Annotated in this window: 12 protein-coding genes and 1 tRNA gene; 8 read left to right on the plus strand and 5 right to left on the minus strand. The window is 67.8% G+C overall.

The window, feature by feature from the left end; genetic code table 11:
* Positions 1-216: 216 nt before the first annotated feature.
* Complete coding sequence (ompR, locus tag BUE42_RS12295; RefSeq protein ID WP_073465378.1) at positions 217-951, minus strand: osmolarity response regulator transcription factor OmpR; 735 nt, start codon at positions 949-951, stop codon at positions 217-219.
* Between the two features lie 190 nt (positions 952-1141).
* Between ompR and BUE42_RS12300 the strand changes: the two genes are divergently transcribed.
* From BUE42_RS12300 to BUE42_RS12310, 3 genes are read left to right on the plus strand one after another with little or no spacing between them, the layout of a single operon-like run.
* Positions 1142-2482: a DUF1800 domain-containing protein gene (locus BUE42_RS12300; protein ID WP_073465379.1), complete on the plus strand. Its 1341-nt coding sequence runs from the start codon at positions 1142-1144 to the stop codon at positions 2480-2482.
* A 13-nt stretch (positions 2483-2495) separates the two neighbouring features.
* A complete protein-coding gene (locus BUE42_RS12305) occupies positions 2496-3710 on the plus strand; it encodes a DUF1501 domain-containing protein (protein ID WP_073465380.1) in 1215 nt (404 codons plus the stop codon).
* A gap of 47 nt (positions 3711-3757) precedes the next feature.
* Entirely contained in the window at positions 3758-4474 is a 717-nt protein-coding gene (locus BUE42_RS12310; RefSeq protein WP_073465413.1) for an SIMPL domain-containing protein, read from the plus strand.
* 21 nt (positions 4475-4495) lie between these two features.
* Here the strand turns inward: BUE42_RS12310 and BUE42_RS12315 are convergent, their stop codons facing one another.
* A complete protein-coding gene (locus BUE42_RS12315; RefSeq protein WP_200798950.1) occupies positions 4496-5296 on the minus strand; it encodes a 3-hydroxybutyrate dehydrogenase in 801 nt (266 codons plus the stop codon).
* Positions 5297-5318: 22 nt separating this feature from the next.
* Here BUE42_RS12315 and BUE42_RS12320 point away from each other — a divergent pair, with 22 nt between their 5' ends.
* The 5 genes from BUE42_RS12320 to BUE42_RS12340 all read left to right on the plus strand — a co-directional run bounded on the left by BUE42_RS12320 (position 5319) and on the right by BUE42_RS12340 (position 9294).
* On the plus strand, positions 5319-6182 hold the full coding sequence (locus tag BUE42_RS12320; RefSeq protein WP_073465381.1) for an alpha/beta fold hydrolase: 864 nt from the start codon (positions 5319-5321) through the stop codon (positions 6180-6182).
* Positions 6179-8452 (plus strand): RelA/SpoT family protein, encoded by a 2274-nt coding sequence (locus BUE42_RS12325; RefSeq protein ID WP_073465382.1) that lies wholly within the window; start codon positions 6179-6181, stop codon positions 8450-8452. The genes BUE42_RS12320 and BUE42_RS12325 overlap by 4 nt, the downstream gene beginning before the upstream one ends.
* Before the next feature lie 68 nt (positions 8453-8520).
* Positions 8521-8595, plus strand: a tRNA-Val gene (locus BUE42_RS12330).
* A gap of 68 nt (positions 8596-8663) precedes the next feature.
* Positions 8664-8981 (plus strand): hypothetical protein, encoded by a 318-nt coding sequence (locus tag BUE42_RS12335; protein WP_073465383.1) that lies wholly within the window; start codon positions 8664-8666, stop codon positions 8979-8981.
* Entirely contained in the window at positions 8950-9294 is a 345-nt protein-coding gene (locus BUE42_RS12340) for an SRPBCC family protein (RefSeq protein ID WP_143171454.1), read from the plus strand. The genes BUE42_RS12335 and BUE42_RS12340 overlap by 32 nt, the downstream gene beginning before the upstream one ends.
* Positions 9295-9483: 189 nt before the next feature.
* Here the strand turns inward: BUE42_RS12340 and BUE42_RS12345 are convergent, their stop codons facing one another.
* The 3 genes from BUE42_RS12345 to BUE42_RS12350 all read right to left on the minus strand — a co-directional run bounded on the left by BUE42_RS12345 (position 9484) and on the right by BUE42_RS12350 (position 12542).
* A complete protein-coding gene (locus BUE42_RS12345; RefSeq protein WP_143171455.1) occupies positions 9484-9954 on the minus strand; it encodes a hypothetical protein in 471 nt (156 codons plus the stop codon).
* A 975-nt stretch (positions 9955-10929) separates the two neighbouring features.
* Complete coding sequence (locus BUE42_RS32160; protein ID WP_143171456.1) at positions 10930-11301, minus strand: hypothetical protein; 372 nt, start codon at positions 11299-11301, stop codon at positions 10930-10932.
* 87 nt (positions 11302-11388) lie between these two features.
* A protein-coding gene (locus BUE42_RS12350; RefSeq protein WP_143171462.1) for an IS3 family transposase occupies positions 11389-12542 on the minus strand; the annotation gives its coding sequence in 2 pieces (ribosomal slippage) (positions 11389-12278 and positions 12278-12542; 1155 coding nt in all).
* Between the last annotated feature and the right edge of the window lie 63 nt (positions 12543-12605).

Raw genomic sequence — 12605 nt, forward strand, 5'->3', positions numbered from 1 at the left:
GCGCGCGCCACCCCCGAAGCCGATCTTCTCCGTCGCCCCAGAAATCGCCCCCCCGGCATACCCCCAGCCGCCCCGGGCGAACCGGTTGTGTTCGACGAAGAGAGGTGCGCGCTGCACGAGCACGATCCAGCGGACGCCGTGGATCCGGCTCTGCCGGTCCATCAGCGGCGCCCCCTTCGAGGGGGAGGCGCGAAGCGCCTCGGGGGTGGGTGTCATTCAGGCCGTGCCGTCCGGGACGAAGACGTAGCCGACACCCCACACCGTCTGGATGTAGCGCGGCTGGGCAGGGTCGGGTTCGATCATCTTGCGCAGGCGAGAGATCTGGACGTCGAGGCTGCGGTCGAAGGGTTCGAACTCGCGGCCGCGGGCCAGCTGGGCCAGCTTGTCGCGCGACAGCGGCTGGCGCGGGTGGCGCACCAGCGCCTTCAGCATCGAGAACTCGCCGGTCGTCAGTGCGATCTGCTCGCCGTCCTTCGACAGGCGGCGCAGCGCCAAGTCGAATTCGAACGGGCCGAAGGTGACCGTCTGCGCATCCTTGGCCGGGGCGCCCGGGGCTTCCATCGCCGGGCGGCGGCGCAGCACCGCATGGATGCGGGCCAGCAGTTCGCGCGGGTTGAAGGGCTTCGGCAGGTAGTCGTCGGCACCGACCTCCAGGCCGACGATGCGGTCGACGTCCTCGACCTTGGCCGTCAGCATGATGATCGGCGTCACGTCGCTCGCGGCACGCAGCCGGCGGCAGATCGACAACCCGTCTTCGCCCGGCAACATCAGGTCCAGCACGATCAGGTCGACCGTCTCGCGCGTCAGCACGCGGTTCAGGGCCTTCGCGTCTTCCGCCAGCAGGACTTCGAAGCCTTCCTGGGTCAGATAACGGCGCAGCAGGTCGCGGATCCGGGCATCGTCATCGACCACGACAATGCGGTCGGGACGGGCAGTGGCAGTGGGCGTCATCGACGGCTCCGTTGATTTGTAACAGCCGAGATTGTGCGCAGGTTCGGTCGAGGATTTCGAGCGCCAGGACCATCTGTTACAAATCTTGCGACACGTCTTTTCGGGTTTGGCAAGTGAAGGTTTGTGAAGGTCGGCAAGAGTTGTCGGCGAAGCTGGTGGCCGGTTCGTTGGGGGCCGACTGGAGACACGCATGACGCTGAACGAAAGCGATGCCCGCCATCTGCTGACCCGCACCGGCTTCGCGCCGTCGCCGCAGCAGCTCGCGCCCTGGATCGGCCTGAGCGCCGAGGCCGCCGTCGATCGGCTGATCGATGCGGCGCGCGCCGCCCGCTTCATGCACCCGCCGCCGGCCTTCACCGGCGAGGCCATCCGCACGCCGCTCGGCCAGTTGCCCGACGAGGACGCCCGCAAGGCCGCGCGGCAGCAGGCGCGCCGCGACACGCTCGAGCTCGCGGCCTGGTGGCTGCAGGAGATGCGCGACACGTCGGCGCCGCTGGCCGAGCGCATGGCGCTGTTCTGGCACAACCACTTCGCGACCTCGGTCCAGAAGGTGCAGAACCCGCAAGGCATGTTCATCCAGCAGCAGCTGTTTCGCACGCACGCACTCGGCTCGTTCGCTGACATGCTGCACGGCGTCGCGCGCGATCCGGCGATGCTGATCTACCTCGACGGCGCGGCCAACAAGGCGCAGGCGCCGAACGAGAACTTCGCGCGCGAGGTGATGGAGCTGTTCACGCTCGGCGAAGGGCAGTATCGCGAGCAGGACATCAAGGAGGCCGCGCGCGCTTTCTCGGGCTGGACCGTCGACCGCGCCGACTGGAGCGCCCGGCTGCGCCCGCGCCTGCACGACGGCGGCAGCAAGACGCTGCTCGGACGCAGCGCCGCCTTCGACACCGACGGCGCGCTCGACCAGATGCTCGCGCAGCCAGCCGCGGCGCGCTTCATCGCCGGCAAGCTGTGGCGCGAGTTCGTCTCGCCGGTGCCGGACGCGGCGGCGCTCGAGCGCGTCGCGTCCCGGCTGCGCGACAGCGGCTGGCGCATCGACGCGGCGCTGCGCGAGCTGTTGCTGAGCGATGCGTTCTGGGCCCCGGCCGCGCGCGCCGCGCTGATCAAGTCGCCGGTGGAACTGACGGTCGGCACGCTGCGCCAGTTCGAGGTGCAGCTCGATTCGATGCTGCCGATCGCACGCGCCAGCGCCAAGCTCGGGCAGAGCCTGTTCGTGCCGCCCAACGTGAAGGGCTGGCCGGGCTACACCGACTGGATCGACAGCACGACGCTGCTCGAGCGCAAGCGCTTCACCGAACGGCTGTTCCGCGGCGTCGAGATGGGGGCGGGCGGGCTGCGCTTCGATGCGGACGCGTGGCTGTCGCCGCTCGGTGCGCACGCCGATCGCGAGCCGGATGCCGCGACGAAGGCGCGCATCGAGTTCGCGGTGCTCGCCGCGCCGCCGGTTAATCCGCTGCCGGCCGGCACGGTCGGGCTGTCGATGCTGCGGGCGCTGAGCCTGGACCCTGCGTTTCAACTGAAGTGACCCGGAGGCCGCGATGCATTCCACCCGCCGAGAATTCATGCGCCTGTCGGGCGCCGCCGTCGCCTGCAGCGGCCTCGCGCTGCCGGGCATCCCCGGCGCTGCCTGGGCCCAGGGCAGCAGCGGCCTGCTGCAGCCCGCCGCATCAGCGGCCAACCGCGTGCTGGTGCTGGTCGAACTGAAGGGCGGCAACGACGGCCTGAACACCGTCGTGCCGTATGCCGACCCGGCCTATGCGGCGCTGCGGCCGACGCTCGCGCTGCCGGCCGCCGACGTGCTGCGGCTCGATGGCGCGCTCGGGCTGCACCCGTCGCTCGCGCCGCTGATGCCGCTGTGGGAGAAGCACGAGCTGGCGCTGCTGCTCGGCCTCGGCTACCCGCAGCCCAACCTGTCGCACTTCCGCTCGATCGAGATCTGGGACACCGCATCGGCCGCGCGCGAGTACCTCGACGAAGGCTGGGTCGCGCGCGCCTTCGACGCCGGGCTGCGCGAGCGCGGCCGCTTCACCGCCGAAGGCGTCGCGGTCGGCACCGCAGGGCTCGGTGCGCTGAGCGGCGCGCGCGCGGTGTCGCTGACCAGCGCCGAGGCCTTCGTCAACGAATCGCGGCTTGCGCGGCCGGCGGCGCTGCAGGGCAATGCCGCGCTGGCGCATGTGCTGAAGGTCGAGGCCGGCGTGCTGCAGGCGGCCGAGGGCCTGCGCAACCCCGATGCGCCGGCACTGCGCACCGAGTTTCCGGCGCACGGCTTCGGCCAGGCGGTGCGCGCCTGCTGCGCGATCGTCGCCGGCCAGAAGGGGCGCGGCGGCGTGCCGGTGTTCCACCTGACGCACGGCAGCTTCGACACGCACCGCGGCCAGCTGCCCACGCATGCCGCGTTGCTGAAGCAGCTGGCCGAGGGCCTGGCCGCGTTGCGCGAGGGCCTGGTCGAGGCCGGTGCATGGGACCGCACGCTGGTGTTGACGTATTCGGAATTCGGCCGCCGCGCGCGCCAGAACCAGAGCGGCGGTACCGACCACGGCACCGCCGCGCCGCACTTCGCGCTGGGCGGTGCGGTGCGCGGCGGCGTGATCGGCCGCTTGCCCGACCTGCAGCGGCTGGACGAGAGCCAGAACCTCGTCCACACGGCCGATTTCCGCCAGGTCTATGCGACCATCGCGCAGCGCTGGTGGGGTGTCGACCCGCAGGCGGTGCTGAACGGGCGCTTCGATGCGCTGCCGTTCATCGCGGCCTGATGACCGACAACGACACGCCGACGGCGCGCCACTCACAAGGAGGATCCATGACGATTCAATCGAAGCTCTCGCCCCTGGCCGCGGTCGCGGCCTTTGCCGCCGCGCTGGCGGCCGAACCCGCGCTCGCCAACGAGCCGCCGCTGCAGAACGTGGTGAGCCTGTCGGCCAGCGCCACCGTCGAGGTCAACAAGGACTTGTTGAACGTGACGCTCAGCACCACCCGCGAGGGCACCGATGCCGGCACCGTGCAGGCGCAGCTGAAGCAGGCGCTCGACGCCGCGCTGGCCGAGGCCAAGCGCGTCGCGAAGCCGGGCGACATCGAGGTGCACACCGGCAACTTCTCGCTGTTCCCGCGCTACAGCCAGAAGGGCGGCATCAACGGCTGGCAGGGCACCGCCGAGCTGGTGGTCGAGGGCAAGGACATCCCCGGCATCGCCGCGCTGACCGCGAAGATCAGCACGCTGACGATCGCCCGCGTCGGCAGCAACCTGTCGCGCGAGCAACGCGAGAAGGTCGAGGCCGATGTCGCCGCGCAGGCCATCGCCCGCTACCGCGCGAAGGCGGCCGAGTACGCGAAGCAGTTCGGCTTCAGCAGCTACGTGCTGCGCGAGGTCAACATCGGCAGCAACGAGCCGGTGATGTACGCCGCCGCGCCGATGGCCCGCATGAAGACGATGGGCGCGGCCGACGAGTCGCTGCCGGTCGAGCTGGGCAAGGGCAGCGTGACGGTCAGCGTCAATGGGTCGGTGCAGATGACGAAGTGATGCCCTGGTGGCTGGCGACGCTCACTGCGCCGTCCAGCCGCCGTCGACCGCCCAGGCCACGCCGCGCACGTTGTCGGCAGCGGCCGAGCACAGGAACACCGCCAGCTCGCCCAGCTGCTGCGGCGTGACGAACTGCAGCGACGGCTGCTTCTCGCCCAGCAGCTCGCGCGAGGCCTGCTCCACCGCAATGCCTTCGCGCGCGGCCCGGTCGTCGATCTGCTTCTGCACCAGCGGCGTCAGCACCCAGCCCGGGCAGATCGCGTTCGACGTGATGCCGGTCTGCGCGGTCTCCAGCGCGATCGACTTGGTGAAGCCGACGATGCCGTGCTTGGCCGCCACGTAGGCCGACTTCTGCGCCGACGCCACCAACCCGTGCGCCGACGCGATGTTGATGATGCGGCCCCAGTTGCGCGCCCGCATGCCGGGGACTGCCAGCCGCGTGGTGTGGAAGGCCGAGCTGAGGTTGATCGCGATGATCGCGTCCCACTTGGCGGCGGGAAACTCCTCGACCGCGGCCACGTGCTGGATGCCGGCGTTGTTGACCAGGATGTCGACGCCACCGAACTCGGACTGCGCGTAGGTCATCATCGCCTCGATCTCGGCCGGTTTGCTCATGTCGGCCCCGTGGTAGCCGGCCTTCACGCCGAGCGCGGCCACCTCGGCGCGCGCCGCCTCGAATTCGCCGAAGCCGTTGAGCACCACGTTGGCGCCCTGGCGCGCCAGGCACAGCGCGATGCCGTGGCCGATGCCGCTGGTGGAGCCGGTGACGAGGGCGGTTTTTCCTTTGAGCACGGTGGAGACCTCCAGGTTGATACAGTCCATTATCGAAGAGGAAGCCCGGCCCATGCATGAACCCCGCCTGAACCACGTGCAATGCCTCGACACCCGCGGCCTGCATCGCATGGCCTGGTGGGAGTGGGGCGATGCCGGCAACCCGCGCGTGCTGGTCTGCGTGCACGGCCTGTCGCGCCAGGGCCGCGATTTCGACACCTTCGCGCAGGCGATGCAGGGCGACTACCGCGTGGTGTGCCCCGATGTCGTCGGGCGCGGCGAATCCGACCGCCTCGCCGACCCGATGGGCTACCAGATCCCCGCCTACGTGGCCGACATGGTCACGCTGCTCGCGCGCTTGAACGCCGGCACGGTGCACTGGGTCGGCACCTCGATGGGCGGGCTGATCGGGCTGGGCCTCGCGGCGCTGAAGAATTCGCCGGTGTCGAAGCTGGTGCTCAACGACGTCGGCCCGAGCATCGAGCCGGCCGCGCTGGCGCGCATCGGCACCTACCTCGGCCTGCCGGCGCGCTGGCGCAGCCTGGAAGAAGCCGCTGACGCGCTGTGGAGCATCTCGCAGGGCTTCGGGCCGCACACCCGCGAGCAGTGGCTGGCGCTGACGCGGCCGATGCTGCGCGCCGACACCGATGGCTTCGTGCCGCACTACGACCCACAGATCGCGCTGCCGTTCCGCGCGATCACGCCCGAGGCGGCGCGCGCCGGAGAGGCTGTCCTGTGGGGCATGTACGACGCCATCGCGTGCCCGACGCTGCTGCTGCGCGGCGCCGATTCCGACCTGCTGACCCGCGCCACTGCGCAGGCGATGACGCAACGCGGCCCGCGCGCGCTGCTGCGCGAATTCGACGGCGTCGGCCATGCGCCGATGCTGACCTCGCCCGATCAGATCGCGGCCGTCCGGGAGTTTCTGCTGGCGTGAAGACCGGACTGCTCGACACCCACCAGGACGCCGCCCCGATCGTCCAACTGGCCGCCGATACGCCAGGCGAGACGGGCCGCGACAGCGAGGCCGCGCAGCTCGCGCGCGCACGCGCCTTCGCCGAGCCGCTGCTCGACGGACAGCTGCTCGACACCGGAGAAGACGCGCTGGTGCATGCCGACGGCGTCGCCGCGATCCTGCAGGGCATCGGCGCCGCGCCGTCGATGCGCGCCGCCGCCTACCTGGTCTATGCCAGCGATTTCCTCAGCAAGCCGGAAGAGGTCGTCAGCAAGGCCTTCGGCGCGTCGTACGCGAGCCTGGTGCTGCACACCCGCAAGCTGGTGCAGATCCAGCGCGCCGCGCGCGAGGCCCGGGTGCATGCCGAGCAGCGCGCCGAGCAGACCGAGCGGGTGCGCAAGATGCTGCTCGCGTTCTCGCGCGATCTGCGCGTCGTGCTGCTGCGGCTGGCCTCGCGGCTGCAGACGCTGCGGCACTTCGCGAGCAGCAAGCAGCCGTGCCCGGTGGTGCTGGCGCGCGAGTCGCTGCAGGTGTTCGCGCCGCTCGCCAACCGGCTGGGCATCTGGCAGATCAAGTGGGAGATGGAAGACCTGTCGTTCCGTTTCCTGGAGCCGGTGCAGTACAAGAACGTCGCACGCCTGCTCGACGAGAAGCGCGTCGAGCGCGAGCACGGCGTCGAGGCCTTCCGCTGCCGGCTCGGCGACGCGCTGGCCGCCGCCGGGCTGCGTGCCGAGGTGCAGGGCCGGCCCAAGCACCTGTACAGCATCTGGAAAAAGATGCGCGGCAAGGGCCTCGACATCGACCGCGTGTTCGACGTGCGCGCGATGCGCGTGATCGTCGCCGACGTGCCCGACTGCTATGCGGTGCTGAGCCGGGTGCACGAGCTGTGGCCGCCGGTGCCGGGCGAGTTCGACGACTACATCGCGCGGCCCAAGGTCAACGGCTATCAGTCGCTGCACACCGTGGTGCAGGACGAGCAGGGGCGGGCGGTCGAGGTGCAGATCCGCACGCGGGCGATGCACGAGCACGCGGAGCACGGCGTCGCCGCGCACTGGGCCTACAAGGAGGCCGGCACCAAGGGCTATGCCGGTGTCAGCGCGAGCGGCGATTTCGACGCGCAGGTGGCCGAGGCGCGCAAGGCAGTGCTGCGGCAGCTGCTGGCGTGGGAGCGCGAGTTCATCGAGCGCGACGACGAAGGCGGCACCGAGCAGCGCAGCGAGCGCGTGGCGCCCGGCGCGGTGTTCGACGACCGCATCTACGTCTTCACGCCCGATGCCGCGGTGATCGAGCTGCCGGCCGGCGCGACGCCGATCGACTTCGCGTACACCGTGCACACCGACCTCGGCCACCGCTGCCGCGGCGCCAAGGTCGACGGCACGATGGTGCCGCTGAACACCCGGCTGCAAAGCGGCCAGACCGTCGAGGTGACGACGATCAAGGAGGGCGGGCCGTCGCTCGACTGGCTGAACGACAACCTGGGCTACCTGCAGAGCTCGCGCTCGAAGGCCAAGGTGCGGGCCTGGTTCAACGCGCTGGCGCTGCGCGACACCATCGCGCGCGGCCGCGAGGCGGTCGAGAAGCTGCTGCAGCGCGAGGGCAAGACCTCGATGAAGCTCGACGACCTGGCGGCCCAGCTCGGCTTCCGCCATGCCGAGGCGCTGTTCGAGGTGGTTGGCAAGGACGAGTTCTCGCTGCGCAACATCGAGGCGCTGCTGCGCCCGCCGGAACCGCAGCCCGACCCCGATGCGGTGATCACGCAGCGCCTGACGCGCCCCGAGGGCGAGGCGCCGAAGGGCGGCGTGCTGGTGGTGGGGGTCGAATCGCTGCTGACCAGCCTGTCGCGCTGCTGCCGGCCGGCGCCGCCGGACCCGATCGGCGGCTACGTGACGCGCGGGCGCGGCGTGGCCATCCACCGTGCCGATTGCAGCAACTTCCGGCAGATGGCCGCGCGTAGCCCCGAGCGCGTGATCTCGGTCGCCTGGGGTGATCGGCGCGGCGACAAGCCTGCGCTGTACCCGGTCGACGTGCTGGTCGAGGCGGCCGACCGGCAGGGCCTGCTGCGCGACATCTCCGAGGTGTTCGCGAAGGAGAAGATGAACGTGACCGGCGTCAACACGCAGTCGGTGAAGGACGTGCGCGGCGGCACCGCGTGGATGACCTTCACCGTCGAGGTCGCCGATTCGGCGCGGCTGAACCAGGTGCTGGCCGCGGTGGACCGCATCGGCGGCGTGCGAAGTGCACGCCGGAAATGAGCCGGGCCGTGAAGAAAATTTCGGCCTTGACCAGATCCCGAAAAAAGGGATGCTATAGTCATGGACTCGGGCGATTAGCTCAGTGGTAGAGCGCCTCTTTGACGTGGAGGATGTCGGGAGTTCGACCCTCTCATCGCCCACCAAAACGTCTGGAAACCAGGGCCTGTTCCGAAAGGGACAGGCCCTTTTTCTATGCTCCAGGAGATCCTCGATGGAGATGACCCCGCGCCGCCGCGAGCTGATCGAAGCGCACGTCGCCGACACCCGCGCGCAGATGACCGAGCTGGCGTTCGAGCTGAACGACCTGGTGCGCTTCGCGCTGTCGGCCGCCAAGCCCAAGGGCAACAAGCTCTACTACCCGATGGACCCGGTGAACGAGGGCATCCGCAACTGGAAAGACCTGCAGCGCAAGCTCGCGAAGCTCACGGCGCGCGTCGACCAGGGTGTCGCACGGCTGGGCGTGCAGCCCTTCGATCCGGAGGCGCCGGCGCAGGGCGATGTCGAATCCTCGCAAGCTGGATCGTCGTAGCCTGGAGGGACGGCGCATTCGCTTCCTGACCCCGAGCGGCGAGGGCGTGATCTCGGAGATCGCCGAGAACCGACCGAACGAGTTCATTTCGATCCGACATCTCGGCTACATCGCCGACGGGGTTGAAGACACCGGCAGCGAAGCCATCCGCGCCTGGGCGCCAGCGTACGAGAACTACACCTTCACGGCCACGCCGCAGGGAACGAGGCTCACGGTGGACCAGGACATGACGGACGAATTCGAGAGCATGGTGGAAACCTGGCCGAAGGCACTGGGAGCACTGAAGGCGCTGTGCGAGAAGCGCGTTCGGTGACGGTAAACCTCTGGCTCCATCAGCCTGAACGGTCTTTCGGTTGAACGAGGTGTTCTTCCGCTCGTTGCCGGTCGCGTGAGTTCATGCGCCGGCACTGAAGGGCGGCAATCGACCCCTTGCCGTCGTTCGACGCCTCGTTTTCAAAGCCGCAAAGCTGCCAGCCGCCGCCAGATCCTCCTGATGGCAAGGTTAGGTCTCCCGCGGGTCAAGCGCCTTGAACGGGGCAAAGTGCCAGAGGATGAACGCTATGCCGAGACCGATGAGAGAGCCCAGGCCCCACATGACCTTCGCGGTGCGGAAAACAGGCGCCTGCGACTCTTGGGAGGCGACTATTTTTCCGTCAAACTCAGCGGCGACGATCCAACGCCCACCCAAGAGGCCGACATCTTGCAGCCACACACGAAGTAGCGCGCCCTTACGCGGAATGGGCAACTCGCAGAGCTTTGGCGCCTCAATGCACTGCACCCGGACTTCACCAAAGGCAGGGGTTTGTAGAAAGAGGTAATCCACGCCCTTTAATCTTGATCGAGTAGCGAGGGCGGTCGTCTCTACTGCTTTGGAGAGTTGTAGGCGTGAGGGCAAGAGCAGCCAACTGGCGGCGAAAAAAATGGCTGCCGGTACTGCGATCCAACGGGCAATTGTGAAGCGAAGATCCGTCATGAAGTCTTACGTTTGGCTCAAGAGGCTGAGCGCGTGCGAGTCGCCCCGCAGACGGAATTTATCTGCATTTCCGATTGCGCGGACGTCTGGTCGGCGGCGGCCAGTGTTGACACCTGCCGCCCTTCGCCCGGGCCCGAAAACTCCTGCTCCGCCACGCTGCTTGTTGCATCGTAGCCTCTCACAGCGTTACCCGGGAACAAACGCTGCCGAAGGACGGCTTGTGGCCGGCTTCAGCCGTTCGCCCGCTCGAGCTGGCAGGCGCTGGCCGACCTTGAGCTGTCGTACGCGAGGCTGAGGTCGACGACCACAAGCCGGACGATCGCACGCCTGCGTGAAGCCTGGAGCCAGAATCGTCTATCCCTGACAGGCGACTGGTATCGACGGTTGGCTGACCTCGTTCGATGTAGGTAGCAATGGGGGCACGGTATCGGGCGCACTAAGCCTGAACCCCTTTTGCTGGCAAGCGGCAATGCATTGATGCAATCGCTGCGTGTCTTCAGGCGAAAGTTTTCCCCGATGGACCGCACAACCGGCTACTTGCTTCGTTTCGTCTTTGACGAGCAAATAGCTGTTCCATTCGCCGCAGCCTCCGACCGCATTCACTGCGAACATGAGCACTGCAGCCCGCGCGAACCGTGACATTCTTTTGGGAACATGCTGTGTGTTCAACTGAGACTCCCACGAGGCACAACGCTTTTTTTGGATTGACCGGACTGCGCCGGTGAGGTGCTTGACCCGAGCGCTTCAGCGTGCCCATAGAGGCGACTCTTCTGAGTTTCCGAAACGAGGACCTGATTCACAAAGCTCCCGCTTGAATGGTTTCGCCGCAAGCATCCTGCCCGAAAGCCGTCAGTCACGACCGGCTGGTCATGGCCGACTGTTGCCGGTCGGCCGCGGTGCCTGTTCGCCTGTAGGCGACCCGTTGCGGTCGTTCAAGCCCTTCGATTCGACTCGGCGAAGCCGCCGTTGAGCAGCTCATTCGCCTTTCAAAGCGAAGGACGCACGAGTTGCCGCGACGCTTGCTCGCAGATCACGCAGCATCGGAAGGACCGCCACGAAGTTGCGAACCAGATCGCGTTCGCTCATCACCGGCAGAGGAAACCTGATCTGATAAACACCCCATCTGGTCGCAGACGCGCTGGATATCTCGCGGACCTCCGGCCCTGAGGACTCCCATGCGATGCCAGCTTGCCAGCCGTCAGGATCGACGACGAAGAGGTCGCCATTGACCTTGGGCCACGGGCCAGGCCATGGGACGCCAACATAGCCAAGCGCCCAGCCGTCAAGCAGCGATCCTTCGATCAGCTTGGCTGCGTCGTATGCATCTTCAATGTGTCGAGTGGACAACATATGCCTGCGGCGACTAGCCGAATCCTCGAAGTCTGTCGTGGTCAAACCATTTCGGACACGTCAATGAGTTGGGTGGGTTGAATCTCAGTGAGTGTGTTCGGCGTGTCGCTCATGCTCGACAGGCGAGCGATAGCCGAGTGTGGAATGCAGCCTGACGGGGTTGTAGAAGCAGGCGATGTAGTCGGCGACATCGATCATCGCTTCGGCGTGATTGGCGTAGTCGCGCTGCCAGACGCGTTCCATTTTCAGGTTCAGGAAGAAGCGCTCCATCACGGCGTTGTCCCAGCAGTTGCCCTTGCGGCTCATGCTGGCAACCAGGCCGTTGCTTGCGATCAGGGCGGCATGCTCGCTGCTCGCGTACTGGCTGCCGCGATCGGAATGCACGATCAAGCCAGCAGCGGGCCGACGGCTGACGATCGCCATGTTCAGCGCCTGGCACACCAGCTGTGCCGGCATGCTCGGCGCCATGGCCCAGCCAACGACCCTGCGCGAATACAGATCAAGCACCGCGGCGAGATACAGCCAGCCGCTGCGTGTGCGGATGTAGGTGATGTCCGAGACCCACGCCCGGTTCGGCGCCGCGGGACGGAACTGTCGATCCAGCACGTTGGCCGCCACCGGCAAGCCATGCCGGCTGTCGGTGGTGTGAACGAACTTGCGTCGCCAACGCGGTTGCAATGCATGGCTGCGCATCAACGTCCTGGCTCTGTGGCGGCCCACGTTCAGGCCCTGCGCCCGCAACGCCGCGCTCATGCGCCGGCTGCCGTAGCTGCGTCCACTGGCCTCGAACACTGCCTTGGCATGCGCGGCCTGGGCACACGTGCGCGGCCCGCGCTGGCGCCTGGCGTAGTACCCCGAGCGGCTCACATCCAGCACTCGGCACAACTGCTTGATCGAGGCCTTCCCCGCCCACTGCGTGATCAGCGCGTGAATCACTTCAGTCCCCGGGCAAAGAAGGCCGACACTTTTTTTAGCAGGTCGTTGTCCGACTTCAGTTGCCGGTTCTCTGCTTCGAGCTGGCGAATGCGTTGCTGCTCCGCCGTCAGCGGCTTGCCCGCACCGGGGCGCCCCGCCGCTTCCTCGTCGAACTGCTCGAGCCAGCGGCGCACGCCGCTGTCCGTCAGGTTCATGTCGCGGCACACTTGCCCGACGCTCAAACCTTGGTCTCGCACCATGCGAACCACTTGCAGCTTGAACGCCGCATCAAATGCCCGACGGGCTCTCTTCTTCTCGGTCATGCTCTTCTCGTCCTCTGCGGGAAAATCTCCCATCGAGGTGTCCATCAGAATTGGACCACGTCA

This window comes from Rhizobacter sp. OV335, from assembly GCF_900142965.1.
GTDB lineage: Bacteria > Pseudomonadota > Gammaproteobacteria > Burkholderiales > Burkholderiaceae_C > Rhizobacter.

What these genes read in the sequence shown, in the direction of transcription:
- BUE42_RS12320 (WP_073465381.1), top strand. Translation starts at nt 5,319, where the DNA reads ATGCATGAACCCCGCCTGAACCACGTGCAATGCCTCGACACCCGCGGC.
- ompR (WP_073465378.1), bottom strand. Translation starts at nt 951, where the DNA reads ATGACGCCCACTGCCACTGCCCGTCCCGACCGCATTGTCGTGGTCGAT.
- BUE42_RS12300 (WP_073465379.1), top strand. Translation starts at nt 1,142, where the DNA reads ATGACGCTGAACGAAAGCGATGCCCGCCATCTGCTGACCCGCACCGGC.
- BUE42_RS12345 (WP_143171455.1), bottom strand. Translation starts at nt 9,954, where the DNA reads ATGACGGATCTTCGCTTCACAATTGCCCGTTGGATCGCAGTACCGGCA.
- BUE42_RS12340 (WP_143171454.1), top strand. Translation starts at nt 8,950, where the DNA reads ATGTCGAATCCTCGCAAGCTGGATCGTCGTAGCCTGGAGGGACGGCGC.
- BUE42_RS12335 (WP_073465383.1), top strand. Translation starts at nt 8,664, where the DNA reads ATGGAGATGACCCCGCGCCGCCGCGAGCTGATCGAAGCGCACGTCGCC.
- BUE42_RS12305 (WP_073465380.1), top strand. Translation starts at nt 2,496, where the DNA reads ATGCATTCCACCCGCCGAGAATTCATGCGCCTGTCGGGCGCCGCCGTC.
- BUE42_RS12310 (WP_073465413.1), top strand. Translation starts at nt 3,758, where the DNA reads ATGACGATTCAATCGAAGCTCTCGCCCCTGGCCGCGGTCGCGGCCTTT.
- BUE42_RS12315 (WP_200798950.1), bottom strand. Translation starts at nt 5,296, where the DNA reads ATGGACTGTATCAACCTGGAGGTCTCCACCGTGCTCAAAGGAAAAACC.